Raw genomic sequence first — 24,701 nt, forward strand, 5'->3', positions numbered from 1 at the left:
CGTCAACCACTCACGAGCGCTGCTTTGCCCATTCCAGCAGATCGTCGGCGGACCACGTGTTCACGACGCGGTCGGCCTCCACACCGCACCGCATCGCCCGCTCGCATCCGTACCCCTGCCAGGCGAGTTGCCCGGGGGCGTGCGCGTCGGTGTCGATCGAGAACAGGCACCCCAGGTCGATGGCCAGATCGATGAGACGACTCGGCGGGTCGCGGCGCTCGGGACGGCTGTTGATCTCGACGGCGGTGCCGTTGTCGCGGCAGGCGGTGAACACCTGCTCCGCGTCGAACGTCGACTCCGGCCGGGTTCCGCGACCGCCTTCGACGAGGCGGCCCGTGCAGTGCCCCAGCACGTCCACCAGCGGATTCTCCACCGCCCGGACCATCCGGCGGGTCATCGCCCCGCGCTCCGCCCGCAACTTGGAGTGCACGCTGGCGACGACGATGTCGAGTTCGTCGAGAAGATCGGGATCCTGGTCGAGCGAACCGTCGTCGAGGATGTCGACCTCGATGCCGGTGAGGATGCGGAACGGTGCCAGTTCCTCGTTCAGCTCGGCGATCACCTCCAGCTGAGAACGCAACCGCTCCGCCGACAGCCCGTTCGCGACCGTCAGACGCGGGGAATGGTCTGTCAGAGCGCAGTATTCGTGCCCCAGGGCGGCCGCGCTGCGCATCATCTCGTCGATGGGGCTGCCGCCGTCCGACCAGTCCGAGTGGGTGTGCAGGTCGCCCTTCAGCGCGTCGCGCAGCGCACCACCGCCGATCGATTCCGCGTTCTCCCGTAGTTCCGCGAGGTAGACGGGCACGCCGTCGAGCGCCTCACGGATGACGGTCGCCGTCTTGGGTCCGATGCCGGGCAGATCCTTCCAGCTGTCGGTGCGCTGCCGGACGTCCCGCTGTTCCTCGGACAGTTCGGCCACCACGTCGGCCGCGCGCCGGTACGCCTTCACGCGATGCGTTTCGGCACGCGACCGTTCGAGCCAGAACGCTGTCTCTCGCAGGGCCTGCACCGGGTCCATCGGGCTGTCGGCGTCCATGACTCCAGTGTTGCGCCCACCCCGACATCACCGCAACGCTTCGCGCGCCCCGTCCCGGACCGCGGTGGTGAGCGCCGCGAGGATCGGCGAATCCAGCTTCCACCGCTGCCAGTACAGCGGGACATCGATCGGGCGGGACGGGTCGAGTTCGACGAGCCCCTGGTCGTCGCCGGTGTGCAATTCCGGCAACAGTCCCCAGCCCAGTCCGTGGCGGACGGCGTCGGAGAACGCGGAAGACCCGGGGACGAAATGCCGCGGCGGCTGCAGCCGGCGCCGCGTGAAGCCGCGCAGGAACCGGGCCTGCAGTTCGTCCTTGCGGTCGAAGTCGAGCATCGGTGCCACCGCGAGGGCGTCCGCCGTCGGGCCGTCGGGGAGCCAGCGTTCGGCGTAGTCGCGGCTGCACAGCGCGCGGTACCGCATCGACCCCAGCTTCTCCACGGTGCAGCCCTGCACCGCCTCGGGGACGGACGTCACCGCGGCCATCACCGTGCCCTCCCGCAGCAGGGTGGTCGAGTGGAATTCGTCTTCCCGATGCAGGTCGAACAGCGCCCGATGTTCCGGCGCCAGACGGGCGAGGGCCGGAATCATCCACGTGGACAGCGAATCCGCGTTGACGACCAGCGACAGCGTGCTCGCCGTCGCCTCCTCGGGATTGAGGGACGACATGGCCTCGCGCTCGAGGTGGGCCATCTGGCGGGCGAGCGTGAGCACGACGTGCCCGGACTCGGTGGCCCGGACCGGCTTGGCCCGCTGCACGAGGACGCGTCCCACCTGCTGCTCGAGTGCCTTGATCCGCTGGCTCACCGCGGACGGCGTGATGTGCAGGACGCGGGCGGCGGCGTCGAAGGTGCCTTCGTCGATCACGGCCGCGAACGTGCGAAGCGAAGCCAGGTCCAGATCCATATGAAGCGATGCTAATGGCAATGAAGGATAATTAGCTGGATTGATGGACGCGGGGTTCGTAGCGTGGTTTTCATGCACCTCACCCCTGCCTTGCTCACGGTGGCGGCCGGCTTCGGTACCGGCCTGTCGCTGATCGTCGCGATCGGCGCGCAGAACGCGTTCGTCCTGCGACAGGGGATCGCGCGCAGGCACGTCCTGCCGGTGGTGGTGCTGTGCGCGGTGTCGGACGCCGTGCTGATCGCCGTCGGGATCAGCGGGATCGGCGCCGTACTCGCGCACGCTCCGGCCGCCATCACCGTGATCCGCTGGGCGGGAGCGGTATTCCTCGTCTCCTACGCGGTGCTCGCCGCTCGCCGCGCCCTTCGCCCCGGAACTCTCGATGCCACACAGGAAATCGGATCGGCAACTCTCGCGACATCGATCCTCACCTGCCTCGCGCTCACCTGGCTCAACCCGCACGTCTACCTCGACACGGTGCTGATGCTCGGCTCGGTGGCCAACAACCAGGGCGATTCGGGCCGGTGGCTGTTCGGCCTCGGCGCCGCCACCGCCAGCGTCTTCTGGTTCCTGGCGCTCGGCTACGGCGCCCAGTTCCTGCACCGCGTGTTCGCCCGACCCGGCGCGTGGCGCGTGCTCGACGCCGGGATCGCCGCGCTGATGCTCACCCTCGGCATCACCCTCGTCGCCAGTTAGTCACCAGCTTGTCAACATTTTGTTGACAACGGAAGTCTTGTCAACCAATAATTGACACATGCCGGATGCCGCGCTCACCCAACTGCTGTCGGACGCGATCGCCAAGGCCGACCCCGAGATCGACCCGGGACTGGACCACGACCCCGCCGCCTACCTGGCCCTCGTCCGGCTCACGTCGCAGGCACGGGAGTCGGTCGACGAACTGCTCGTCTCCGCGATCGCCGCCGCGCGCTCCGCCGGACACAGCTGGGACACCGTCGGCGCCGCACTCGGCATGTCGCGGCAGGCGGCGCAACAACGCTTCGGCAAACGGATCGGCGACGCCCCCGACACGGACCCGGACGGCCGGACCCGCCGGCTCACCCCGCTCACCGCGTTCAACGAGATGCGCATCCTCAACCACGCGGGCTCGTACGGCTGGCACTCCGTCGGGTTCGGCACCCTGTTCCACACGGTCCGCAAGTCCGAGGAACAGTGGGAGCACACCCGGGTGTCGGCGCTGGCGAGCCGCCAGAAGCTCGAGGCCGACGGCTGGCAGAAGGTCGGGACATTGTGGTTCCCGTGGGCATACTTCAAGCGTCCGTTGGGCATTCCCGCCCTCCCGGAACCGGTGAGCGGCGACTACCTGATGGAACCGTGATGGACGCCGTCGCGCGGTTCGCGGCCGCCCGCATCGCGCGCCTCGCCACGGTCGGGGCCGACGGGGTGCCGCACCTCGTCCCACTCGTCTTCGCGCTCGACTCCGACACGATCTATTCCTGCGTCGACCACAAACCGAAGCGCAGCACCGCATTACGGCGCCTGACGAACATCGCGGCCAATCCCGCCGTCACCCTGCTCGTGGACCACTACGACGAGAACTGGGACCACCTGTGGTGGGTGCGGGTCGACGGGCGGGCAGAGGTGCTCGCCCCCGGCTCCCCGGAGAGCGGGGCCGCGATCGACGTTCTCGCCGCGAAGTATCCGCAGTACGTCGACCGCCGCCCGGACGGACCGGTGATCGCGATCCACGACCTGCGGTGGCACCACTGGAGTGCCTTCGGCCCGTGAGTACTTATTAACCTCCCGCGGTTGACAAGTACTCACGGGCGTTAGCCTCGACAGCATGCCCACAGCCCTGATCACCGGCGCGAGCCGTGGCCTCGGAGCCGCCATCGCCCGCGAACTCGCCCCGACCCACGACCTCCTGCTCGGCGCCCGGTCGGCCGGATCGCTGACCGACATCCTCGACGAACTGCCGGGCGCCACGCCCTGGCCGGTCGAGCTGACCGACTACGACGCGCTGGCGGCCGCGTGCGCCCCGATCGACCGGCTCGACGTGCTCGTCCACAACGCCGGCGTCGCCGATCTCGCGACCGTGGGGGAGTCGACCGTCGCACAGTGGCGGCACACGCTCGAGGCGAACGTCATCGCGGTGGCCGAACTGACACGGCTGCTGCTGCCCGCCCTCCGCGCCGCGGGTGGGCACGTCGTCCTGATCAACTCGGGCGCCGGGCTCCGCGCGAACGCCGGCTGGGCGTCGTACGCGGCGAGCAAATTCGCCCTCCGGGCGTTCGGTGACGCACTGCGGCTCGAGGAGCCGTTACTGCGCGTCACGTCAATTCACCCCGGTCGGATCGACACCGATATGCAGCGCACCATCGTGGCCGGCGAGGGCGACGAGTACCTACCGGAGAAGTATCTGCAGCCGTCGACCGTCGCAAAAGCCGTGCGTAACGCGGTGGAGACACCGGGTGATGCGCACCCCACAGAAGTCGTGCTGAGGGTCCGCTGACCGCGGAGAAACCTGCGTGAGATAGATCACAGATTGATCTCACAGAAAGGCTTTAAGCTGCTCACAATTAGTCGCCCTACAGTTCTTCTCATCAGCAGAGGTCGCAAACGTGAGTCAGGTTCAACGAGCTGACTCCCAGGAGGTATCCCCACGATGAACACCGACCAGCGTATGTACAGCGACACCGTCGTCGCCGTCGACGGCGACGTCTTCGCGACGATGTTCACTCTCGACCTCGGTGACGGCGAGGTCGATCGCGAAGCAGTCGAGCGGATTCACGGCGGCGACTTCGACGAGTGGATCGAGGCAGCAGCGCGGTCCGGCCTGTTCACGCCGCAGGCGGTCGCGGGCCTGGTTCAGACGTGGCAGGACAACCCGAAGTCCCTCTTCGACGCCCTGCTCGTCGATGCCGACGAGATGACCCACAAGCGCTACGCGATCATCTGGGACGCGCTCGACGACGCCGACACGTTCGAGAACGTCGAGTACGCCTGACGATCAGAACGGCCACGCGGGCACGGGCGGCAGACCCTCCCGCGTGGGGCGCCCGATAACCCACGCCAGCAGTTCGGTGCGCGGAAGTTCCGGCACCCCGAGATCCGGATGCCGAGCGGCGAGCTCGGGCAGTTCCGATTCCAGCGTGTGCTCCACGAAGGCCGACGGCCAGTCGGCCGCCGAATAGTCCAGCCCCAGGTCGACGTGGTGGATCTCGAGCTCCCGCCACCGCAGCACCGGCACCTGCCGCGCAGGCACCCGCTTACGCCAGTTCACCGGCGTCTCGTACAGATCTTCGGTGATCCGGCGCAGCGACTCGATCACCCGCCGTCCCGCGAAGCGGAAATCGGCCACCAGCAGTTCGGCCGGACGTCCGGCCCCCTCCTCGATCGCCGCGGCCCGCGCGGCCGGACCGCCCGGGTACATCTCGGGCGCGGCCTCGCCGGTGATCACCCCGACGGCGAACCGGTTGAGCGCGTCCGCATTCCTGGCGAGGTGCGTGACGACGTGCCCCCGGCTCCACCCCGGCAGCAACGACGGCTCGCGCGCCTGATCGTCGGTCAACCCCTCCAGCGTCGCCTCCACCGTGCGGTGCGATTCCGCAACCGCATCCAGCAATTCGGCATACGACAGTGCGGCGATCGGCGACGTCATGCTGACGATGCTAGGCGATGCCACCCACAGCCACCTCACGACGAATCCCCAGGATCTCGATAACGGAACGGTGACGATCGGCACCCGACGGGTGCAAATCGGACAATCGTACTGATACTGAGATCGACTGTCGGACAACGTGGTTGAAAGGTGGTGTGCGATGTACAACGAATCCGCTACGTGGGGGATACCGAGCGAGACCTTCCTGGTGATCTACGTCGCCGCCGCCGTGCTCGCGGCGGGGCTGGCGGTGTTCCTCCGGTCCCGGGGCACCGCATCCGCCCCGACCGACGGTGTCCGCCTCGATCCGGTGCAGGCCGGCATGCTGACCAGCGACGATCGCGCCATCACCGCGTCCCTGACGCTGCTGCGGGGAGCCGACCTCATCTCCGCCGACGGGACGGTCCTGCGGGCGTGGGGGGTCACTGACAACGCCCTCGGATGGTTCACGCGGGCCGTCTACGACGAACTCGCCTCCGGGCGCGGCGCCCTCGGCAACCTTCGGCTCCCGGGCCGGTTGCAGGCCCCGCTCGACCACCTGCGCGCCACGCTGGTCGCGCAGGGGCTGCTCACGGGACCCGAACAGAAGGCCTGGAATCGCCGCGCGAGCATCCCGATCCTCGTCGTTCTGGCCATCGGCGTGGCACGCCTCGTTTCCGGGTTCGCCGGCGGCAAACCGATCGGCTTCCTGCTGCTCGCGGTGGTCCTGCTCTCGGCCGCGCGGGAGCTTGTTCGCCGGACCGGCCGCCGGACACACCAGGGCACGGCGGAACTGCAGCGCCTGCGCCGCGAGCACTCGTACCTGTCGCCGCGGATGCGCCCGTCGCTCACCGCGTACGGTCCGACGCCGATCGCGCTGTCGACGGCACTCTTCGGGATGGGGGCCGTCGGCTTGTTCTCCCCGGGGTTCGCCAGCGCGGCCGGTGTCACCGACAGCGGCAGCGGCGACGGCGGCAGCAGCAGCGGTGGGGGCGACAGCTCCTGCGGCGGCGGCGGTGGGTGCGGCGGCGGTGGGGGGTGCGGGGGATGACCACCCTGATCGAGCCGGGCCTCGGCATCGGCTGGCGCCCGGAGATCTGCGGAATCATCGACCGGCTCGACGGGCTGGGGTTCTGCGAGGTGATCGCCGAATCGCTGCCCGCACGCCGGCGCGGAGTCGGCGTTCCGGACGAACTGCGGTCGCTGGGGGTTCCCGTCGTCCCGCACGGCATCTCACTGTCGCTGGGTGGCGCGGACGGCGTCGAGCAGCGCCGGATCGACCATCTGGCGCGGTGCGCCGACGCGCTCGGTGCGCCGCTCGTCAGCGAGCACGTCGCGTTCGTCCGGGCGGGCGGCCTCGAGGCCGGGCACCTGCTGCCGGTGCCGCGCTCGGCGGAGGCCCTCGACGTGCTGGTGCGCAACATCCGGCGCACGCAGGAGTCCCTGCCTGTGCCCCTGGCCGTGGAGAACATCGCGGCCCTGTTCGACTGGCCGGACGACGAGTACTCGGAGGGTGAGTTCCTTGCCGAACTGGTCGAACGCACCGGCGTGTACCTGTTGCTGGATGTCGCCAACGTCTACGCGAACGCCCGCAACCGCGGATGCGACGCCGGTGAGGAACTCCGGCGGCTTCCCCTCGGACGTGTGGCGTACTGCCACGTCGCCGGGGGATCCGTACGGGACGGCGCGTATCACGACACCCACACCGACCCGGTGCCCGGCGAGGTGCTGGACCTGGTCCGGCAGTGGGCAGCCGATGCCATCCCCGCGGTGATGCTCGAGCGCGACGGCAACTACCCGCCCGCCCGGGAGTTGTTCGACGAGTTGGATGCGATCGCCGATGCGGCCGGCTTCGAGCGGATCACCGGGGGCGCCGTGTGGAGCCTGCCGTGACCGGGCTCGTGGCGCGGCAGGCGGCCTTGGTCCGGGCTCTCGTCGCAGCGGGGGAGCTGCCGGAGGGATTCGACCGCCACGCGATCGACACCGCATCGAAGGCCTTGCTCCGCAAGCGGTCCGGGGAAGTGGGCGGACACCTTCCCCACGTCCGCGCCGCCCTCGGCGACCGATTCTTCGCGCTGTTCGCCGCCTGGGCCGAGGGCAGGCCGAAGGTGAGCACCCACGCGGACGCCGCAGCGTTCACCGCGTACCTCGAGTCGATCAGTGAACTGCCCGAGCGGAGTCGGCGTCTGTTCCGCCCGCGACGAATCTGAGCAGCAGCTCGTTCACCTCGTCGGGCCGTTCCTGCTGCACGAAATGCCCGGCTCCCTCGACGAGATGGAGTCCGCGCAGGTCGGGGACGGTGTCACGCATCCGGTCGAGGGCCTGCGCACCACTCATCACGATGACGGGATCGTGCGCGCCGGCCACGAACAGCGTCGGCACCTCGATGTGCGCGCCGGCGAGACTCCCGGAGCGCTCCCAGTTGGCGTCATACGCCCGGTACCAGTTCAGTCCGCCCGTGAATCCCGTCCGGGTGAAGACCTCCACGTAATGGTCGAACTCGGCCTCCGTCAGCCACGACCACGGCAGGGGTGGGGCGTCGGGCAGCACGTCCAGGTAACCGTTGCCCTCCGAGGGATGCTGCCAGATGTCCAGATAGCGGTAGGCGCCCGACAACGCGTAGAACAGTCGCTGCAGGAATCCTCGGGGGTCGGCGTCGAGTTCGCGGTCGGCGACACCCGGTTCCTGGAAGTAGTGGATGTGCAGGAAGTGCTTGCGCGCCATCGACGCATAGAGCTCCGACGGTCGCAGCGGGAACCGGTCGGGCGCGTAGGGGACGGCCAGGAGCACCAGCCCGGACACGCGTGCGCGGTGACGCAGTGCGACGGTCCAGGCGACCGGTGCTCCGAAGTCGTGGCCGACGAACACGGCCTGCTCGTGACCGAGCGCGTCGAGCAGATCGATCAGCGCGTCCGACACCCGCTCGTTCGTGTAGTCGTCGATGTCGCGGGGCACGTCGGTGCCGCCGTAGCCGGGCATGTCGGGGGCGATCGCGCGGTACCCGGAGGCCGCGAGGGCCCGCATCTGATGGCGATAGCTGTAGCCGAGGCCCGGGAATCCGTGACACAGGACGACGGGCGGCCCGTCACCCAGTTCGGAAATCTGCCAACGGAATCCGTCGACCGTCACCACCCGATCCGTCGACGACGGCATGCTCCGCACCCCCTCACCGGATAGAACGCGTTCTCGCAACGTAGCGTATCTGCGACGCCACTAGAATGCAGCTGACTCGCAGTGGCGACCGTCGACCGACCGGGGAAGTGGGGTGATGCGCAATGGTGGAGGCACGCTCCCGCCATGAGTTCGTCGCACTCCAGCTCCGGCAGCGCATCATGCAACGGCAGTACGCGGTGGGTGAGTCGCTGCCGAGCGAGAGCATGCTGTGCGCGGAGTTCGAGGTGTCACGCGGTCCCGTGCGCCAGGCTCTGGCCACGTTGAAGAACGAGGGGCTCATCCAGCTGTCCCAGGGCAAACCGGCCGTGGTGCGCAGCCACGACATCACGCAGACCCTGGACACGTTCACACCGTTCTCCCAGTGGGCGCGCCGGACCGGCCGCGCCGCGGGCAGCCGCACGCTCGAGATCGCGCGTCGCCGGGTGTCCGAACCCGCCGCCGCCGCACTGGGATCGAGTGCGGACGACTTCGTCGTCGAGGTGCTCCGCGTCCGGCTGCTCGACGGCGAACCGACGATGATCGAGCGGAGCACGTTCACCGAGCGCGTCGGCTCCCTGCTGTTCGACTTCGACATCGACACCGGATCGATCACCGACTACCTCACCTCCCGCGGCGTCCGCTTCGAATCGATGGAGCACGTGCTCGACGCCGTCGCCGCAACCGAGGTCGACGCCGAGAATCTCGGCATCGACCCCGGCAGCCCGTTGCTTCGGGAACGTCGGACGTCGCGGGATCAGAACGGCGACACGTTCGAGTACGCGGACGATCGGTACCGTCCCGACCTGGTCGCCTTCAGCATCGTGAACGCCCGCACCATCGACCCCCGGCTTCCGTCGGACGACGGCAACGGAGGCTAGTCGGCTGCCGGCATGCGGTTCCAGTGCGGGATCAGTAGCAGCATCGCCACGAACGCCGCGACCGCGAAGCCGTAGAACAGGGTGGACGTCCCGAGGTACCCGGGGAGCAGCCCGCCGAGGATGGCGCCGACCGATCCGCACCCGTTGATGATGGAGCTGGCCGCGCCCGCATGCTTGGACGTGCCGAAGTCGACGGCCGAGACGCAGGAGATCATCGCGTCGGCGCCGTAGATGGACAACCCGATCACGGCGAGGACTCCCACCATGATCCACGCGTTGCCCGCCGCGGTCAGCGGCGTGAACAGTGCCAGCACGGCCACGAGCACCGCCAGGCTCAGGACACAGGCCGGGATGCGCCGCGCCGTGAACACCTTGTCGGAGATCCGGCCGATGACCATCGGTGCGACGACGCCGGCGACCCCGAACGCGATCGGGATGACGATCGCCTGGAAGTGGCCGGCGCCGTGCAGGCGCTCCGCGACGATGACCGGGCCCCACAGGAGGATGGCGTAGCGGGCGGGCTTGAGCAGGAAGTATGCCATGCCCAGCGTCATCACCATGCGGTCCTTCAGCACCACCACGAACGACTCGCGCACCGACCGCGCGGGTTCGGCAATGACCTCCGCCACGGCCGAATCATCCAGTGGCAGAGTCTTCTCCTCCGCGCGGTATTCCTCGATCGGTGGCAACCCCATGTCCTCCGGGGTGTTCCGCTGGAAGACGAGGACGGCGACGAACACGACGACCACGATCGCAGCGCCTGCGAAGAACGCGGCCCGCCAACTGTCGAACACGCTGTACGCGACCCAGCCGAGCACGGGCGCGGCCACGAGGCCCCCGAACGCGTAGTTGGTGCTCCACAGCCCGAGGACCCGGCCGCGTTCCGAGATGGCGAAGAACTGGGCCATGTTCTTCAGCGTGCCGGACCAGCCGGTCGACTGCGCAAGACCCTGAATGATCATGAGCGGCAACAGGAAAGCGACAGCAGGCAGGATTCCCATGAACATCGTCGCGACAGCCGAGATGGCCAGGCCGCCGAGAACGACGATGCGCGGGCCGTAGCGATCGGAGACGGAGCCCCAGACGAATTGGCCGAGCGCGTAGGCGGCGAGGTACACCGCATCGAGATTGGCGAGCATGCCCTTCGTCAGGACATCGTTGACGAGTGGGTCTTCCAGGATGCCGAGTTTCGCGACAGCGAAGGATTGCCTCGTGAAGTAGAACCCGGCATACGCGATCCAGGTGATCGCGAAGATCTGTATTCTCCAGCGTTCGTAACGCGGGATCGTTGTGCGTGTGGTCATGATTGTCTGCGCCATGATATTCACCTCGAGGTGAGTGCGGCGGCCTACGAGAGATGTCGAGGCCGGTTCAGGCAGATACGCGGGCTGATGTGCCGAGAAAGGGGCGGCCCCGGAATCGGGGCGGCCACGTGCGCCGAGAATGCGGAAGATGTTCGGCTGTAGAATTTTTCGCCGGTGCGCCGGGCTGGGGCGCCGCGTCGGGCGGGGTGTGCGAAGCGGAAGAACGGGACTGCGCCGCCGAATGACCTGCCGGCGGCGCAGCCGGCTGTGGAACGGGTTTGATCAGGTGTTGCGCAGTTGAGCGAGCAGACCGGGCAGGTCCGCGACGCTGTCGAGAACGTGGGTGGCCCCGGCCTCGGACAGCTGGGTGGCGTCATGGGCGCCGGTGAGCACGCCCACGGAGGCGAGCGCTCCGGCGCGGAGGCCGGTGGTGACGTCCGACGTGGTGTCGCCGAGCACCACCATGGACTGCACGGACGGGGCGCCGGTGCGCATCAACGCGGTCAGCGCCAGGTCCGGGAAGGGGCGGCCGCGGACGCCGTCTCCGGGGCACAACACGACGTCGGCGACGTCCTGCCAGCCGAGCGCGCGGATGATCGACATCTGCGTCTCGTGCGCGAACCCGGTGGTGAGCGCCGTCTTGATGCCCTGCTCACGCAGCGAGCCGAAGAGTTCCTCGGCGCCGGGGATGGCGCTGCATCGGCCGTCGTCGACGAGTTGCGAGTAGCAGCGTTCGAATTCCTTGTTCGCGGCCTGCGCCTGCTCCTCCTTTCCGCCGCTGAGATGGCGGAAGACGACGATCTTGGACTGGCCCATGGTGTCGGAGACGTATTCGAGCATCCGTCGGCGGTCCTCCTCCGTCTTCGACAGTCCGGCATGCTCGTCCGCGGCGAGGAAGGACTGCTGTACCAGTCCGCTGTCCTCCACGGTGGTGCCTGCCATGTCGAAGACGACGAGGCTGATGTCCCGGTGATGTGTTCCCATTGTCTGGTTCCTCTCGATGTTCGTGAGTGTGGTTGTGCTGCTATGCCATTACAGGCACGGTCTCGCGACCGAAGGCGTGGTCGATGCGATCCTTCGCGAGACCCATGCTGGTCGTCATGCCGATCCCGGTGGTCACGGTGACGATGTGCACGCCGTCGATCGGCTCCTCGATCAGGAATTCCGAATCGGGGGCCGAGCTGTACACGCCCTGCCAGCGTTCGGTGACGGTGACGTCCGAGACCCCGAACAGGGCGGCGGCTTCGCCGATCAGCACCTCGAACCCCTTCTCCGACTGGAACGGTTCCGCCGATATCTCGCGGATGTGGGTGTCGCCCAGCAGGATCGATCCGTCGGGCTGCGGTGTGTACATCTGGTGCAGGTCGAGGTCGACGTAGTCGGGGTACTCTTCCCGCAACCGCGCCGCGAGCGCCGCCGTCGCGGGAAGATTCTCGAAACCGCTGTACCGCACGAGCGACCAGCCGGTGAACAGGGGCGCGGGCAACGGCGCGGACAGCGGCATCCTCGCGCGCATCATGTGGAGCCGGCACCGCAGGAGTCCGCCGCGCTCGGCCGGCTCCGGGAACAGGCGGTCGATGTCGTAGTTGACGGTGACGAACACCGTCCCCGCGTGCAGATCGCCCCGCGAGGTGTGGACGACTCCGGTCCCGAATCCGGTGGCGGCGGTGCGCCAGAAGAAGTCGACACCCGACGCCTCGAGCCACTGCGCGATGGTGGGGGCCGCTTCCCGCGGGTTCACCTGGAGGTCGTCGGCCATGTACATGCCCCCGACGACGCGATCGCCGGCGATGGGTAAGGCGCCGAGGATCCGGTCTCGGGACAGCAGTTCCACTTCGGCCGGTCCGCGTACGTCCGCGAACTCGGTCATGACGGCCAGCTCGTCGTCATGTCGTGCCACGCAGTATGTTCCGGACTCGGCAGACCAGAATCCGGCCTTGCGTGCCAGGTCGAGCCAGTGCTCCCGGCCCGCTCGAGCATAGTCGCGGGCGACGCCCGACTGGGCGGTGATGCAGGCGTGGCCGAAGTTCTGGACGGAAGCGCCCGCAACTCGGTCGGCATGGTCGATCACCGCCACGGACAGGCCTCGATTGTGTGCGTGGTATGCGTGCGCGAGGCCGACGATTCCGGCACCGACAACCACCACGTCGTAGCGTCGTTGATTTGTCATGGATCCCACTGTGAACCCGCCCACCCAACATGTCAATACAAGTTGGTGGAATTTACCGCAGGTATATATAAGTTTCCTTCCGTTAACCGTCCGTTGCGCGTCCCGGCAGGCGCGTCGAGTGGTCGCTCTTCACTCAGGCGATCGTGATCAACGCAGCGCACGTCGCCCTGTAGCCGAGTACTCCGCGGCCGACCCTCAGTTGGGAATGGGGATGACGATGGGTGGCAGCCCCGGTATCTGCACCTGAATCTGCTGTGGCGGTGCGGGCGCCGGCGCGGGCGGAGGCGGGTAGTTCACCTGCGGCTCGGGTGCGGGCGGTGGTGGAGGCGGCGGTGGGGGTGGCGGCGGAGGGGGTGGTGGCGGGGCGGCCGCCGGTGCCGGTTCGGGAGCCGGCGCGGGACGGGGAGCGGCTTGCTGCACCACGGCGGGCGGCGAATCCACCACCGGCGCCTGGGCTTCCACGGGTGCCACCGGATTCGGGCGCTCCGCCGGCTGCTGCGGGCCGGAACCGATCGGCACCGGCGACAGTCCACCGGTCATCAGATCCACCACGGTCACTTCGGTCATCGCCAGGTTGGACGGCTGCACGACGTACAACTTGTCCTGCTGGAAGCCCGGCCACGGATCGCCCTGCACTTCCGCGTCCTGGTTCACCACCGGGGACAGCAACGGGCTTCCGCGCACGCATCGGACGCGGGGAACGCCGTGGTCGTCGATCAGCACGATGGTCCCCGCCTCGAGGACCGACTGGAATGCGGTCACCTGACCGTCGTCGAAGCCGTGATTGGTGACGCGGGTATCTGCCCGGAGCAGCACCGGCGTCAGGGTGCGGACGTAATTCCGCACGTCGTCGACCTGGAACACACTCGACCAGGCCTGCAGCCTCGCCGGATCCATCTCGAGGTCGTCGACGAGACGCTGGCGGTCGCAGAGCACCCGATCGGGGCTTCCGCCGTAGAGACCGGCACGGTCGCCGATCACCCGGATCCCGGCAGCGCGGGGCTCGCTCGGGAGGTCGGTGCCGGGCGGACCGAACGGAACCGTCGTCGGCGTCTGCGGCGGAAGCAGCACTTCCGTCCACGGAAGCTGCCCGTTGTCGGTGGCCCGGTCCAGGTCGACCGGATCGGGGTGGCCCCCGGAACCCGAGGAACACGCCACGAGCACCGCGGTGGTCAGGGCGCCTGCGACCGCCAGCCAGCTACGCGGTGCGCGCCCGGGGCGCGTACCGGCTCGAACGACTGCTCTGCGTCGGGCACGCCGTGCGGCCTGCCCGGCGACGTCGGTGGCCACCACGCCATGGTAAGCACAGTCGCTGATCAGCCGGGCCGAATTGCGGTGTGGTTGCCGGGCCCGGCAGTCGGTCAGCTCGTGATCATGTCTTCCTGCGACCAGAAGGCCCGCATGGACGTGATCTTGCCGTCGTCGTCGAACGTCATGACGTCGATCGGCGCGATCTCGAGCTTCTGCTCACCCAGGTCGGTGACGAGGGAGAAGTGGAACGCAGCCGAGTTGCCGGCGATCTTCAGCGTCAGGAGCTCGCCGGTCTGCTTCAGCGGTTCGATCACCCCGTAGAACTCCCGCAGCGATTCCACCGTGCTCCGCGGCTCGGTACCCACCGGATCCTCGACGGTGGCGCCCTCGGCGTACAGCGCGACCACGTCGTCGGCGGTCCCGGTGGCCACCGCCTCGATGTACCTCTCGACGGTCTTGCGGATGTCTTCTGCGGACGGTGCCATGATGCGAACTCCTCAGTCGAATAGAACGTGTTCTAGTGGTGAGAGTAACGCAGCAGCTGCCCGGTGGGGAGCCCCTTCTCCCAGGCAGCGGGACATGTCCGCACAGGGGTCCGCCCCCGCCGACCTCGCGGAAGTCGGCAGGGGCGGACGGGAACGATTACTCAGGTTCGCGGCGCGGACGCCTCCTCCAACTTCTCCAGCCGCGGAGCGCTCGTCCCCATCGCCGGCGCAGCGGTCACGGAGGACACCTCCTCCAGCGACTTGCCCTTCGTCTCCGGAGACATGAAGAAGCAGATCACGAACGCGACCGCCGTCAGCACGGCGCCGAAGAGCATCGTGGTGCCCGTGCCCAGCGCCGAGATACTCAGCGGCAGCAAGTACGTGCCCGTCGCGGCGCCGAACCGGCTCACCGCGGTGGCGATTCCCACCGCAGTCGCCCTGAACTCGGTGGGAAAGAGTTCGTTGGGGTAGATCCACACCAGGATGCTCGGACCGCCGGAGATGAACGCGTACGCGCAGAAGGCGGCGACGATGAACCAGAGAGGTCCGTCCGCCCACAACCACAGCCCTGCCAGCGGAATCACCATCAGTGCCAGGGGTACCACTGCGATCGGCCGCCGGCCCCACTTCTCGACCAGGAACAGCGCCGGGATGGATCCGGCGACGATGAGCCCGATGATGACGGTTTCGACGATGAGCCCCGCGGAACCGTCGCCGGAGATCGAGAAGCCCGACAGGATCGTGGGCAGGAAGGTCAGCAACGCGTAGAGCGGGGTGACGACCGCCAGATACAAAGCGCTGCACATGATCAGCCGGGCAAGGTACTGGCCCCGGAAGTAGATCCGGATGTCGGCCTTCGGCTTGTCCGCCGTGTCCTCGACCGTCACCTTGCTCAGGTCGAGTTTCTCCCCGTAGATCTTCTCGACCACGGCCTCCGCGTCGGCCACCCGGCCGTTCTTCAGGAGCCAGCGCGGCGACTCCGGGATTCCGCGGCGCACCAGGATCACGATCAGACCCAGGACCGCACTGGACGCAAGCAGCAGGCGCCAGTGGTCGTTGCCGCCGGAGATGCCGACGACGAGCGCACCCACCACGTACGCGGCAACCGCGCCCGCCGACCACGCGACGGCCGACATCCCGACCATGGCGCCGCGCTTCTTGGTGGGGGTGAACTCGGTGAGCAGCGAGGTGGCGATGGGGTAGTCCGCACCGATGGCCGCACCGATGACGAAGCGCAGGACGATGAGCTGCCACGGCAATTGCACGAACACCGACAAAACGCACGCGACGACCAGCACCACCAGGTCCAGGGCGTACATCTTCTCCCGGCCTATCCGGTCGGTCAGGAAGCCGAACACGGTGGCTCCGAAGAAGATACCGATCAGCGAGGCGGCGCCGATCAATCCTGCCTCGGCTGTCGTCGGGTGAAGCTGCTCGGTCACCCCGAGCAGGGCCACACCGATGATGCTCATGACGTACCCGTCCAGGAATGGTCCGCCACAGCACGCGATCAGGAGCTTGGTGTGGAACCCGCGTTTGGCGGGTCTGTCCATCACGTCGAAGGAACTCATGTCGTCTCCACTACGTCGATTGGTGCCGTCACCCTGGGGGTGGCGGTCGAGTCGGCCGCACTCGGCCGGTACCGCTAAGGGGTTGTCTTGTTCAGCGCCGAGTAGGCGAGCTGCTCGAGCAGCAGCGAGGCATGATGCGGGGAGTCGGCACTGACGTCCAGCACCTGCTTGGTGATGCTCAGCGCCAGAGGCGAATACGCCGCGAGTTCGTGCGCGATGCTCAGAGCCTGCTTCACGTGCTCCGCGGGAGGGGCGATCTCGCTGACGACGCCCCAGCGTTCGGCGTCCGTGTGGTCGAAGCGCCGTCCGCGCAGGACGAGGTCGCGGGCACGGCCTGCCCCGACGATCCGGGTGATGCGGGTGACCCCACCGGAGCTGGGGAGGATCCCGATTCCGATCTCCGGGAAACCGAACACCGCGGCCGGGTCGGCGACGCGGATGTCGGTGGCGAGCGCCAGTTCGAGCCCGCCGCCGAGGCAGTAGCCGGTGATCGCGGCGACGGTGGGTTGCGGGAGTGCCGCGAGCGCCTCGTACACCGAACCGGAGGTCCGGTAGTACTCGGCGATCGCCTCCGGGGTCATCTCCCGCAGTTCGGTGACGTCCGCGCCGGCCGAGAACACCGAGTCGCCCCCGGTGAGGACCACCGCACGACTGGATTTCACCTCGGGGGAACCCAGTGCGCCGAGCAGTTCGGCTTCCATGTGCGTGGACAGCGCGTTCCGCTTCTGTTCCCGCCTCAGGGTGACGACTGCGACGTCGCCGTCGCGGCGCACATCGACGGTCCCGGCGTTCTCGGTCGGCATCGTGCTACTTCTCCCCGGCCGCGTAGCGGAAGGACAGCAGGTTGTCCAGACCCCGCTTGTTGGCCTCGTTCGCGATGACCAGGCGCTGAATCTCCGACGTGCCCTCCCAGATGCGGTCGACGCGCAGTTCGCGCCACAGCCGCTCGACGGGGTAGTCGCGGATGTAGCCGCGCCCACCGAAGATCTGGACGGCCCGGTCGGCCACCCTGTTCGACGCCTCGGAGGCGGCCAGTTTCACCGTCGCGGCCTTGGCGTGCAGCGTCTTTCGCAGCTCTGCGTCATTGGGGTCGGCCTGGTCGAATTCCCACGCCACCTGGTGGGTGAGCGCCCGGTTGGTGGTGATGTCCACGACGGAGTCGGCGATCATGCCCTGGATCAGCTGACGGTTGATCAGCGGCTCGCCGCCCTGCACCCGCTCCCGCGCCCAGTCGACGGCCAGGGTCAGCGCCCGCTCGGCGGCACCGATCGTGCGCGCGCCGATCATCAGCCGCTCCTCCGTGAACCAGTCGCGGGTGAGGTCGTGGCCCTGCCCGATGCCACCGAGCACGGCGTCCGCTCCGACGCGCACGTTCTCGAACGTGAACTCGGGGTGCTCGTAGACGAACGTGTGCGTGTAGCGGGGAATGTGCTTGATCTTCACACCCGGGGTGTCGACGTCGATCAGGAAGATCGTCGCGGCGTGCTCGGGTTCGACGTTGGCCAGCACGATGAGGTAGTCGGCGACGTCACCGACCGTGACGAACCACTTCTCGCCGTTGATGATGTACCCGCCGTTGCCGTCGGGGGTCGCGGTGGTGCTCGCCGCAGAGAAGTCCGAGCCCGCGTTGGCCTCGGAGATCGCGACGGCGTCGCGGCGGTCGCCGCGGGCACCGGGAATCAGGTAGCGCTCCCGCTGTTCGGGGGTCGCGTGGGTCAGCGGGTTCGCCGGCCGCCACACCGTGTCCCACAGCGCATTGGTGAGCTTACCGAGTTCATCCTGCACGACGGCCTGCTCGAGCACCGTCAGTCCGGCACCGCCGTATTCGACGGGGGTGTTGATCGCCTGCAGTCCCGATGCCAGGACGGCCGCCTTGATCGTGGCGTGGGATTCGTCGGAAATTCCGTTGTTTCTTTCGCACTCGTCCTCGAACTGCATGATCGTGTCGGTCAGGGCGCGTGCGCGCTCCTTGAGGTCGGCGAGGCGGGGGCTGTATGCGAATTCCATGATGAAAGAACTTCCTTGTGTCAGTTGATGTTCGATGTGTTGAGGACGATGCGTGCGTCGAGTCCGAGGGCCTGCTTCGGAGTGACGAACAGTGGGTTGATCTCGAGTTCCGCGATCTCGGGGTGCGCGGTGGCCACGGCCGTGACGGCGGCGATCGCGTCCGCGGCCGCGTCGAGGTTGATCGGCGGCCTGCCGCGAACCCCTCGGAGCAGAGCGGACGCCCGCAGATTGTCGAGCAGGCCGCGTGCGGTCTCCGCATCGACGGGCGCCAGCGCGAAGGCGACATCGGCGAGGACCTCGGTGAAGATGCCGCCGAGACCCACCATCGCGACGGGACCGAATCGCGGGTCGGTCTGGACTCCCACGATGAGTTCGACCCCCTCGCTCAGGTCCGCCATGCCCTCCACGCAGTAGGCGGGCGCGGCGAGCGAGCCGTCCATCCGCGTGAACGCGTCGGCGAGTTGCTGCGCGGTGTCCAAGCCGAGGGCCACGCCGCCGGAGTCGGACTTGTGCAGCAGCCCCATCGCCTTCAGGACCACGGGGTACCCGACGGTGTCGGCCGCCGCCACCGCCTCGGCGCAGGTCTGCACCAGTCGCGCTTCGGGGAATTCGACTCCCGCACTGCGGAAGAGTTCCCGGGATTCCCAGTACGCGTCGCTGCCGACCGGCTCGGCCGGTCCGGTCTCCGGGCCTGCATGACGCTGCGGTGCAGTGGTTTCGGCGATGACTCCGAGCGCACCGGCGGCGTCCTCCACCGCCCGGAAGACCGGGACTCCGCTGTCGGCCAGGACCCGGGCTGCTGCACTGTCGGGATGCATCGTGTGCACGACGACCGGCTTGCCGTAGGTGCGCGCCGTCTCCGCCATCGCACGGGCGGTGTCGATCTCCGCTCGCGCGAGGTTCTCGCCGTAACTTCCGTAGCCGCCGAAGTATCCGGTGAGCAGGACGGAGTCGATGGCCGGACTCTGCAGGATCGTGTCGAGGACGGAGACGAACGAGGTGATGTCCTGTTCCCCGGCGCCGGCCAGGTCGACCGGGTTGGTCACTCCGGCGGACGGCGGCAACAGGGCGCGCAGCGCGCTGCTGATGTCGGCGGTGAACTCCGGCACCGCGAGTCCGGCTGCCTCGACGACGTCGGACGCGACGCCTGCGTGCCCACCGCCGTCCGCGATGACGCCGACCCGGCGCACCTCCGCCGGTCCGTACCCGAGGAGTGTGGCCGCGACGTCCGCGAGTTGCCGTGGACTCGACACCCGGTACACCCCGGCGGCACGGCAGGCCGCGTCGATGACCGCGCTGTCGGACGTCAGTGATCCCGTGTGCGACTGCGCCCCGCGGATGGATGCCTCGCTGCCACCGACCGTCAGCAGCAGAACCGGCTTCCCGGCCCGGGACGCCTGGGCGGCGGCCTCGACGAACGCCCGCCCGTCACCGAAGTCCTCGCAGTACACGGCGATGAGATCGGTGTCGTCGTGCTCGACGCAGGAGCGGATGAGGTCGGCGGCGCCGAGGTCGGCCTGGTTCCCGAGCGAGGCGAACCGGGAGAACCCGTGCCCGCGGGCCTCGAGGAACTGGCTGAGTTCGAGTGCCATGTTGCCGCTCTGGGAGAGCAGCGCGACCCGGCCGGCGGGAAGCGGGTTCGAGGCCAGCGTCAGCCCGGTGCTCGAATCCAGCACACCCAGGCAGTTCGGCCCGAGGAGGACGGCTCCGGCTGCCCGCACCCGCTCCACGACCCTATCCTGCACAGCCTTTCCGGCAGCGCCGAGTTCGGCGAAACCGGCGGTGACGCCGACGATCGCGGTGGCGCCTGCGGCGAGGGCGTCGTCCACGGCCTCCTCGAAACCCTGTGCCGGAACGGTGATGACGACGAGGTCGACTCGTTCGTCGAGTTCCGACAGGCTCCGGAGCGCGGGGTGTCCCAGGATGCGCTCACCGCGCCGGTTGACGAGGTGGACCGACCGGTGGCCCTTCATGCGGAGGGCCTGGACGCTGATCCAGTTGCCGTATTTCGTCTCGTCGTTGCTGGCACCGAGGACGGCGACCGACCGGGGATCGAACAGTGCCGTGAGGTCGCGGTCGGTGGTCGCGTTCATCGCTTCTCCTCGACCTTCGGAGCGGGGTGACCCGTGCCCCAGGCGTCGGCGCCGCCGTCGATCACCAGCGTGGTCCCGGTGACGTAACTGCCTGCGGGCGAGGCGAGGAACGTGACGACCCCGGAAACGTCCTCGGCCGTACCCAGACGTCCGAGCGGCACCGCGGACGTCCATTGTGCGCGGGCCTCTTCGGTGTAATTGCCCTCCATGCCCTCCGTCGCGATGGTGCCGGGGGCGATGCAGATCGACCGGATCCCGTACCGGCTCCACTCCAGCGACAGTCCGGATGCGAGGTTCTCGAGGGCGGCTCGGGCCGAGGTGGCGTGGACCATCGACGCGATTCCGCGACGCGGGGAGAACGCCATGAAGAAGATGCATCCCGACCGCTGCGGAATCATCGCGCGAACGGCGACCTCCCGGGTGACCGCCCACGTGGCGTCGACGGCGAGGCGGTGAACGGCGCGCCATCCCTTGCTCGTGATGTCCTCGGCCGGCGCCGCGAACTGACCGCCGGCGTTGTTGACCAGGATGTCGATCCGGCCGAACGTGTCGAGGGCGCGGTCGACCAGATCAGTCACCTGTTGTTCTTCGCGAATGTCCGCGGGCACTACGAGCGCCCGGGCGCCCAGCGCCTCGATCTCGGCGGCGGTCTTCTCGAGGGGCTCGGACCGCCGGCCGCTGATGACGACGTCGGCTCCACACCTCGCCATGTCCAGGGCAATCGCGCGTCCGATCCCGGTGCCTCCACCGGTGACCAGTGCCACCCGCCCGCGATGGACGTCGGGACGCAACACCTGCCCGGCGCCTCCACCTGGGTTCTCACATTCCATCGAGCGTTCGCCTCTCGTCGCTATCGTTCCGACCGCCAGGGTCTGACTGATGCATCAGTTATACCGTGACGCAGCCCACAGATGTCAAGGGTTTCCCGGAAACTGACTCGGCGTCCGAATGTTCGACGTGTGCGCAATAGCGCTGTGAACTGCGATTATTTGCGCGATTGCGGGACGTCGATCATTTCGAGGTGGGTCGTTCGCCGTCTGACTGATGCGTCAGTTTGAAGCGTATGATTTGATGGATCAGTCAGATGACTATCGAAGGAGGGACCGTGACCGCTCAACTCACCGAGGACGCGCGCCGCACGGCGATACTCGATGCCGCGGCTCAGCTGATCGCCGAGCGCGGATACCACTCGGTCCGCATCTCCGACATCGCTCAGGTCGTCGGCACCAGCACCGGCGCGGTGCACTACTACTTCCCCGGCAAGAGTGACGTCCTGACGGCGGCCCTCCGCCACGCCATCGACAACGCATTCGACCGGCAGAGTCGCGAACTCAAGGCGATCGACAACGCCCACGAGCGGCTGCTCCGCCTGATCGACATGCAGTTGCCCCGCGTCGGGCCGCTGCGCGACGAGTGGTCCATCTGGCTGCAGTTCTGGGCCGAGGCCACGCTGCGTCCCGAACTCCGCCCGTTCCACAACACGTATTACGCGCGCTGGCACGAAACCGTCGTCAAGATCGTCCGGCGCGGACAACGCCAGGAGATCTTCCGCACCGACGTCGACCCGGAAACCATCGCGCAGCGGCTCACCGCGCTCACCGACGGCACCGCCATCCAGGTGCTCACCGGCGCCCCGAACATGACCGTCGCCGCCATGAAAGAGGTTCTCGTGCAGTTCGTTCACGACGAACTCGTCGCGCCGCGGACATGGTGAACCGACCACTGCGGACCGCTCGCGTACGGGTCCATGGGCGATAGCACCACCCGCGGTGGCAGTGCCCTCGCCTGGGGATGCGGTGCGGCCTCCGCGATCGCGTACGGCCTCACCCCGACGTTCGCCGCGATCGGCTACGCCGGTGGCGTGTCCCCGGCCGTCCTCGTCTGCCTCCGCAGCCTCGTCGGTGCCGCGCTCCTGCTACTCCTGGCCTGGTCCACCGGAAGACTGACGGGCGTGACCTCGAAGTCCGCTGTCGGGCTGTGCTTCGTCTGCGGCCCGCTGTTCGGTATCCAGCTTCTGTGTTTCTTTGCGGCAGTGCGGGTTACCGGTGCCCAGATCGCGGTCGTGATCGTCCACATCTACCCGCTGTTCGTGATGGCGCTGGTATGGGTGCTGACCCGGAACAGGATCCACCGCGGTCAGTTGGTGCTGGCCCTCGCGATGTCCGGCGGCATCGCCCTCGTCGCAGGCGCGGGCACCTCCACCGTCGCCCTGAACGGGGCCGTCCTCGCCCTCCTCAGTGCGGCCGGGTACGCCCTGTATCTGGTGGTCGGGGAACGATGGGTACACCAGGTCAGCCCCGTCGCCGCCGGCGGGCTGGCGTCACTCGGCGCCGGAATCGCCACCGGCACGATCGCCGTCGTCGACGGACAGTCGTGGACGTTCGCACCCAGCGGGTGGGGATCCATCCTGTTCCAGGGGCTCCTGCTGATGCCCATCGGTATCGGCTGCTCCTTCATCGCGGTCCGAGCGCTCGGATCGGCCTCGGTCAGCCTCCTCGGACTGCTCGAACCGGTGGTCGGGGTGCTGGCCGCACAGATACTGCTGGGCGAGCAATTGTCGCCGGTGCAGTGGGCGGGAATGGCCGTCGTCCTCATCGCGTCCGCAGCGCTGCCGTGGATGCGGGAGCGGCGTCCCCGTCACGTCGACAGGCCCCCGGCCCTGCACGGGACCGAGAGCCGATAGCGGTTGTCTACTGGTCGGTGGCGAGGCCCACTGCCCTCTGCATCGCCTCGAACGCGTTGTCGGCGTCGGTGTTGGGTCCGACGATCAGGATGTCGAGCCGACGTCCGTCGGTACCGAAGACGTACATGGTGTCGGGCGGCTGGTCCGGATCCGGACCGGACACCTCGACACCGTCGCGACGGTCGATGCCGCGTTGCGAGATGCTCAGCGAATTCCAGTCGAAGGCGACCCGTTCGGTCGTTCCCACTCGATCCGTCAGAGCGCTGATCAGGTCGTGCAGTTCGGTGGTCAGGTTGGTGGTCCGGGGCCACCACGCACCGTCGACACCCTCCGACACCTCGCCACGAGCGCGCAGAAGCAGTCTCGGGGTCCGGGTGGGAGCGTCGAAAGGCTGCCCACCGTCGGCCGTCGGCCGAGAGAGACCCAGCCCCCGGCCGGAGTGCGTGATGTTTTCGTCGTGCATCATCGTCCACGTCCCTTCACGCTCGCAGTGCAGTCGAAGCCACCCCTGATGCCCGACATCAGCAGTTCGTCGGCGGTCAAGGCACTGTTGGGGTTGGCCGCCGTGTGCATCGTCGAGTCGGCATAGCGGGCGTCGGCCTCCGGAGGCACCACCAGAAGCGTCAGCCTCGTCCGCTTCAGACCGCTCACGTACAGGGTGTTGAGCGGCTGGTACTCGTAACCGTCGAGATGCACCGATCGCCCCTCGACCGTGATCCGGCGCGGCGCAGGAAGCCATGCCTTGATGTCGTACACGATCCGTTCGACGACACCCACCCGAATCGCCACCAATGCAACAAGATCCGGGATCTCCGCGGCCAGGTCGCGGGACCGGGGCCACCAGGCGCCGTCCACGGTGCCGGCACTGGGCGCTTCCGGCTTCAACCGCAGTCGCGGCGACTGCGCCGGTCCGCCACGAGTGTGGGCACCGTGAAGGCGACCGGGAAAGTTGCGATCCTGTTGTAGCGTCATGACGACGCTCCCGCCTCGGCCGCGAGGCAGCCGATATCTCTGTCGGCGGCGACGCGATCTTGGGCGTTCGCATGCGAAGTGCCTCCGATACCCTCACCCTACGCGCAGGGGGTACGGCGATCGGCTACGCCGACCACTCGACCAACGGCGGACGCACCGCAGCGCACAGCGGATTTCCCCGGGCGTCGGTGAGCCCGAGCCGCGCCGTGATGCGACCGGCAGCCGACGCCGCGTCCGCAGTCGCCGGATCCACCGCGTCCCACATCAACTTCGCCCGGCGGAACATGTCGAACCCGCCGTCGGCGTCGACCGTCCCCCACGACAGGTAGACGAACCGCGCGCCCGGACGGCCCTGCACGTACGGTCCGGTGATGTCGAGACCCGTCGGCGTCGGGGTGGTCTTGCAGTCGAGAACCCAGCGCGCGGTGGTCGCGTCTCCCGGATGCAGACCGAGCAGGTCGCCGTGTGCACCGCGGCGTTGCACCGCCACGTGAATGTTGTCGTAACCGGGAAAATTGGCCCCCGGCGGGCACGACGATCCGGGAAGGTCGGTTGCCTCGATCACGAGTTGCACCCACGTATCAAACCACCCGTGAGTAC

At 68.3% G+C, this 24,701-nt stretch carries 28 protein-coding genes; 11 read left to right on the top strand and 17 right to left on the bottom strand.

Going from position 1 to position 24,701, the window contains the following annotated elements:
• Window positions 1–10: 10 nt before the first annotated feature.
• Together DTA22_RS17545 and DTA22_RS17550 are read right to left on the bottom strand one after the other, a co-directional pair.
• A complete protein-coding gene (locus tag DTA22_RS17545; protein ID WP_037235038.1) occupies window positions 11–1,018 on the bottom strand; it encodes a PHP domain-containing protein in 1,008 nt (335 codons plus the stop codon).
• Between the two features lie 45 nt (window positions 1,019–1,063).
• Window positions 1,064–1,939 carry a LysR family transcriptional regulator ArgP gene (locus DTA22_RS17550; protein ID WP_112300263.1) on the bottom strand — a complete coding sequence of 292 codons (876 nt, stop codon included), beginning with the start codon at window positions 1,937–1,939 and terminating at the stop codon, window positions 1,064–1,066.
• Between the two features lie 72 nt (window positions 1,940–2,011).
• Between DTA22_RS17550 and DTA22_RS17555 the strand changes: the two genes are divergently transcribed.
• The 5 genes from DTA22_RS17555 (at window position 2,012) to DTA22_RS17575 (ending at window position 4,901) form a co-directional block, all read left to right on the top strand.
• Window positions 2,012–2,632, top strand: coding sequence for a LysE/ArgO family amino acid transporter (locus DTA22_RS17555; protein ID WP_174233813.1), 621 nt, complete (start codon window positions 2,012–2,014; stop codon window positions 2,630–2,632).
• 58 nt (window positions 2,633–2,690) lie between these two features.
• Window positions 2,691–3,272, top strand: coding sequence for a hypothetical protein (locus tag DTA22_RS17560; RefSeq protein WP_037234737.1), 582 nt, complete (start codon window positions 2,691–2,693; stop codon window positions 3,270–3,272).
• Window positions 3,272–3,682: a TIGR03668 family PPOX class F420-dependent oxidoreductase gene (locus DTA22_RS17565; protein ID WP_112300265.1), complete on the top strand. Its 411-nt coding sequence runs from the start codon at window positions 3,272–3,274 to the stop codon at window positions 3,680–3,682. The genes DTA22_RS17560 and DTA22_RS17565 overlap by 1 nt, the downstream gene beginning before the upstream one ends.
• Window positions 3,683–3,737: 55 nt before the next feature.
• Entirely contained in the window at window positions 3,738–4,406 is a 669-nt protein-coding gene (locus DTA22_RS17570) for an SDR family oxidoreductase (RefSeq protein ID WP_112300266.1), read from the top strand.
• Between the two features lie 153 nt (window positions 4,407–4,559).
• Complete coding sequence (locus DTA22_RS17575; RefSeq protein WP_112300267.1) at window positions 4,560–4,901, top strand: hypothetical protein; 342 nt, start codon at window positions 4,560–4,562, stop codon at window positions 4,899–4,901.
• Between the two features lie 3 nt (window positions 4,902–4,904).
• Here DTA22_RS17575 and DTA22_RS17580 read toward each other — a convergent pair whose 3' ends face one another.
• Complete coding sequence (locus DTA22_RS17580) at window positions 4,905–5,555, bottom strand: maleylpyruvate isomerase family mycothiol-dependent enzyme (protein WP_037234750.1); 651 nt, start codon at window positions 5,553–5,555, stop codon at window positions 4,905–4,907.
• Window positions 5,556–5,715: 160 nt separating this feature from the next.
• On the opposite strand from DTA22_RS17580, the gene DTA22_RS17585 reads away from it, so the two are divergent.
• The 3 genes from DTA22_RS17585 to DTA22_RS17595 are packed head-to-tail and all read left to right on the top strand — an operon-like array spanning window position 5,716 to window position 7,744.
• Entirely contained in the window at window positions 5,716–6,585 is an 870-nt protein-coding gene (locus tag DTA22_RS17585; protein ID WP_112300268.1) for a TIGR04222 domain-containing membrane protein, read from the top strand.
• Window positions 6,582–7,427 carry a DUF692 domain-containing protein gene (locus tag DTA22_RS17590; protein WP_174233814.1) on the top strand — a complete coding sequence of 282 codons (846 nt, stop codon included), beginning with the start codon at window positions 6,582–6,584 and terminating at the stop codon, window positions 7,425–7,427. Before DTA22_RS17585 ends, DTA22_RS17590 begins: the two co-directional genes overlap by 4 nt.
• Window positions 7,424–7,744 carry a hypothetical protein gene (locus DTA22_RS17595; protein WP_245973409.1) on the top strand — a complete coding sequence of 107 codons (321 nt, stop codon included), beginning with the start codon at window positions 7,424–7,426 and terminating at the stop codon, window positions 7,742–7,744. Before DTA22_RS17590 ends, DTA22_RS17595 begins: the two co-directional genes overlap by 4 nt.
• Here the strand turns inward: DTA22_RS17595 and DTA22_RS17600 are convergent.
• Window positions 7,692–8,687 carry an alpha/beta fold hydrolase gene (locus DTA22_RS17600; protein ID WP_112300270.1) on the bottom strand — a complete coding sequence of 332 codons (996 nt, stop codon included), beginning with the start codon at window positions 8,685–8,687 and terminating at the stop codon, window positions 7,692–7,694. The genes DTA22_RS17595 and DTA22_RS17600 overlap by 53 nt on opposite strands.
• Before the next feature lie 122 nt (window positions 8,688–8,809).
• On the opposite strand from DTA22_RS17600, the gene DTA22_RS17605 reads away from it, so the two are divergent.
• Window positions 8,810–9,565, top strand: coding sequence for a GntR family transcriptional regulator (locus DTA22_RS17605; RefSeq protein WP_037234763.1), 756 nt, complete (start codon window positions 8,810–8,812; stop codon window positions 9,563–9,565).
• On the opposite strand, the gene DTA22_RS17610 is transcribed toward DTA22_RS17605, so the two are convergent.
• From DTA22_RS17610 to DTA22_RS17655, 10 genes are all read right to left on the bottom strand, one after another.
• Window positions 9,562–10,869, bottom strand: a complete 1,308-nt coding sequence (locus tag DTA22_RS17610) for an MFS transporter (RefSeq protein WP_245973408.1) — start codon at window positions 10,867–10,869, stop codon at window positions 9,562–9,564. The genes DTA22_RS17605 and DTA22_RS17610 overlap by 4 nt on opposite strands.
• Window positions 10,870–11,151: 282 nt before the next feature.
• Window positions 11,152–11,853: a phosphonatase-like hydrolase gene (locus DTA22_RS17615; protein ID WP_112300272.1), complete on the bottom strand. Its 702-nt coding sequence runs from the start codon at window positions 11,851–11,853 to the stop codon at window positions 11,152–11,154.
• Window positions 11,854–11,893: 40 nt separating this feature from the next.
• Window positions 11,894–13,039, bottom strand: coding sequence for a TIGR03364 family FAD-dependent oxidoreductase (locus tag DTA22_RS17620; RefSeq protein ID WP_112300273.1), 1,146 nt, complete (start codon window positions 13,037–13,039; stop codon window positions 11,894–11,896).
• 195 nt (window positions 13,040–13,234) lie between these two features.
• The gene (locus DTA22_RS17625) at window positions 13,235–14,332 is read right to left on the bottom strand and encodes a DUF6777 domain-containing protein (protein ID WP_112300274.1); all 1,098 of its coding nucleotides are present in this window, start codon (window positions 14,330–14,332) and stop codon (window positions 13,235–13,237) included.
• Window positions 14,333–14,400: 68 nt separating this feature from the next.
• The gene (locus tag DTA22_RS17630) at window positions 14,401–14,775 is read right to left on the bottom strand and encodes a nuclear transport factor 2 family protein (protein WP_112300275.1); all 375 of its coding nucleotides are present in this window, start codon (window positions 14,773–14,775) and stop codon (window positions 14,401–14,403) included.
• 161 nt (window positions 14,776–14,936) lie between these two features.
• The gene (locus DTA22_RS17635) at window positions 14,937–16,346 is read right to left on the bottom strand and encodes an MFS transporter (RefSeq protein WP_037234779.1); all 1,410 of its coding nucleotides are present in this window, start codon (window positions 16,344–16,346) and stop codon (window positions 14,937–14,939) included.
• Between the two features lie 74 nt (window positions 16,347–16,420).
• Window positions 16,421–17,149, bottom strand: coding sequence for an enoyl-CoA hydratase/isomerase family protein (locus DTA22_RS17640; protein ID WP_112300276.1), 729 nt, complete (start codon window positions 17,147–17,149; stop codon window positions 16,421–16,423).
• A gap of 4 nt (window positions 17,150–17,153) precedes the next feature.
• Window positions 17,154–18,353, bottom strand: a complete 1,200-nt coding sequence (locus DTA22_RS17645; RefSeq protein WP_037234788.1) for an acyl-CoA dehydrogenase family protein — start codon at window positions 18,351–18,353, stop codon at window positions 17,154–17,156.
• A 20-nt stretch (window positions 18,354–18,373) separates the two neighbouring features.
• On the bottom strand, window positions 18,374–20,446 hold the full coding sequence (locus tag DTA22_RS17650; protein ID WP_112300277.1) for an acetate--CoA ligase family protein: 2,073 nt from the start codon (window positions 20,444–20,446) through the stop codon (window positions 18,374–18,376).
• Entirely contained in the window at window positions 20,443–21,276 is an 834-nt protein-coding gene (locus DTA22_RS17655) for an SDR family NAD(P)-dependent oxidoreductase (protein ID WP_112300278.1), read from the bottom strand. The genes DTA22_RS17650 and DTA22_RS17655 overlap by 4 nt, the downstream gene beginning before the upstream one ends.
• 254 nt (window positions 21,277–21,530) lie before the next feature.
• On the opposite strand from DTA22_RS17655, the gene DTA22_RS17660 reads away from it, so the two are divergent.
• Together DTA22_RS17660 and DTA22_RS17665 are read left to right on the top strand one after the other, a co-directional pair.
• Window positions 21,531–22,160 (top strand): TetR/AcrR family transcriptional regulator, encoded by a 630-nt coding sequence (locus tag DTA22_RS17660; protein ID WP_005249163.1) that lies wholly within the window; start codon window positions 21,531–21,533, stop codon window positions 22,158–22,160.
• Between the two features lie 33 nt (window positions 22,161–22,193).
• Complete coding sequence (locus DTA22_RS17665) at window positions 22,194–23,129, top strand: DMT family transporter (protein WP_112300279.1); 936 nt, start codon at window positions 22,194–22,196, stop codon at window positions 23,127–23,129.
• Window positions 23,130–23,136: 7 nt separating this feature from the next.
• On the opposite strand, the gene DTA22_RS17670 is transcribed toward DTA22_RS17665, so the two are convergent.
• From DTA22_RS17670 to DTA22_RS17680, 3 genes are all read right to left on the bottom strand, one after another.
• Complete coding sequence (locus tag DTA22_RS17670) at window positions 23,137–23,595, bottom strand: DUF5994 family protein (protein WP_112300280.1); 459 nt, start codon at window positions 23,593–23,595, stop codon at window positions 23,137–23,139.
• Entirely contained in the window at window positions 23,592–24,101 is a 510-nt protein-coding gene (locus DTA22_RS17675; RefSeq protein WP_112300281.1) for a DUF5994 family protein, read from the bottom strand. Before DTA22_RS17675 ends, DTA22_RS17670 begins: the two co-directional genes overlap by 4 nt.
• Before the next feature lie 124 nt (window positions 24,102–24,225).
• Window positions 24,226–24,675: a DUF5990 family protein gene (locus tag DTA22_RS17680; RefSeq protein WP_174233815.1), complete on the bottom strand. Its 450-nt coding sequence runs from the start codon at window positions 24,673–24,675 to the stop codon at window positions 24,226–24,228.
• Window positions 24,676–24,701 lie beyond the last annotated feature (26 nt).

Source organism: Rhodococcus wratislaviensis (assembly GCF_900455735.1).
In the GTDB taxonomy this organism is placed as follows: domain Bacteria; phylum Actinomycetota; class Actinomycetes; order Mycobacteriales; family Mycobacteriaceae; genus Rhodococcus_F; species Rhodococcus_F wratislaviensis.

Coding starts and splice junctions, on each gene's coding strand:
- DTA22_RS17545 (WP_037235038.1), bottom strand. CDS start 1,018: ATGGACCCGGTGCAGGCCCTGCGAGAGACAGCGTTCTGGCTCGAACGG.
- DTA22_RS17550 (WP_112300263.1), bottom strand. CDS start 1,939: ATGGATCTGGACCTGGCTTCGCTTCGCACGTTCGCGGCCGTGATCGAC.
- DTA22_RS17555 (WP_174233813.1), top strand. CDS start 2,012: ATGCACCTCACCCCTGCCTTGCTCACGGTGGCGGCCGGCTTCGGTACC.
- DTA22_RS17560 (WP_037234737.1), top strand. CDS start 2,691: ATGCCGGATGCCGCGCTCACCCAACTGCTGTCGGACGCGATCGCCAAG.
- DTA22_RS17565 (WP_112300265.1), top strand. CDS start 3,272: ATGGACGCCGTCGCGCGGTTCGCGGCCGCCCGCATCGCGCGCCTCGCC.
- DTA22_RS17570 (WP_112300266.1), top strand. CDS start 3,738: ATGCCCACAGCCCTGATCACCGGCGCGAGCCGTGGCCTCGGAGCCGCC.
- DTA22_RS17575 (WP_112300267.1), top strand. CDS start 4,560: ATGAACACCGACCAGCGTATGTACAGCGACACCGTCGTCGCCGTCGAC.
- DTA22_RS17580 (WP_037234750.1), bottom strand. CDS start 5,555: ATGACGTCGCCGATCGCCGCACTGTCGTATGCCGAATTGCTGGATGCG.
- DTA22_RS17585 (WP_112300268.1), top strand. CDS start 5,716: ATGTACAACGAATCCGCTACGTGGGGGATACCGAGCGAGACCTTCCTG.
- DTA22_RS17590 (WP_174233814.1), top strand. CDS start 6,582: ATGACCACCCTGATCGAGCCGGGCCTCGGCATCGGCTGGCGCCCGGAG.
- DTA22_RS17600 (WP_112300270.1), bottom strand. CDS start 8,687: ATGCCGTCGTCGACGGATCGGGTGGTGACGGTCGACGGATTCCGTTGG.
- DTA22_RS17605 (WP_037234763.1), top strand. CDS start 8,810: ATGGTGGAGGCACGCTCCCGCCATGAGTTCGTCGCACTCCAGCTCCGG.
- DTA22_RS17610 (WP_245973408.1), bottom strand. CDS start 10,869: ATGACCACACGCACAACGATCCCGCGTTACGAACGCTGGAGAATACAG.
- DTA22_RS17615 (WP_112300272.1), bottom strand. CDS start 11,853: ATGGGAACACATCACCGGGACATCAGCCTCGTCGTCTTCGACATGGCA.
- DTA22_RS17620 (WP_112300273.1), bottom strand. CDS start 13,039: ATGACAAATCAACGACGCTACGACGTGGTGGTTGTCGGTGCCGGAATC.
- DTA22_RS17630 (WP_112300275.1), bottom strand. CDS start 14,775: ATGGCACCGTCCGCAGAAGACATCCGCAAGACCGTCGAGAGGTACATC.
- DTA22_RS17635 (WP_037234779.1), bottom strand. CDS start 16,346: ATGAGTTCCTTCGACGTGATGGACAGACCCGCCAAACGCGGGTTCCAC.
- DTA22_RS17640 (WP_112300276.1), bottom strand. CDS start 17,149: ATGCCGACCGAGAACGCCGGGACCGTCGATGTGCGCCGCGACGGCGAC.
- DTA22_RS17645 (WP_037234788.1), bottom strand. CDS start 18,353: ATGGAATTCGCATACAGCCCCCGCCTCGCCGACCTCAAGGAGCGCGCA.
- DTA22_RS17650 (WP_112300277.1), bottom strand. CDS start 20,446: ATGAACGCGACCACCGACCGCGACCTCACGGCACTGTTCGATCCCCGG.
- DTA22_RS17655 (WP_112300278.1), bottom strand. CDS start 21,276: ATGGAATGTGAGAACCCAGGTGGAGGCGCCGGGCAGGTGTTGCGTCCC.
- DTA22_RS17660 (WP_005249163.1), top strand. CDS start 21,531: ATGACTATCGAAGGAGGGACCGTGACCGCTCAACTCACCGAGGACGCG.
- DTA22_RS17665 (WP_112300279.1), top strand. CDS start 22,194: ATGGGCGATAGCACCACCCGCGGTGGCAGTGCCCTCGCCTGGGGATGC.
- DTA22_RS17670 (WP_112300280.1), bottom strand. CDS start 23,595: ATGATGCACGACGAAAACATCACGCACTCCGGCCGGGGGCTGGGTCTC.
- DTA22_RS17675 (WP_112300281.1), bottom strand. CDS start 24,101: ATGACGCTACAACAGGATCGCAACTTTCCCGGTCGCCTTCACGGTGCC.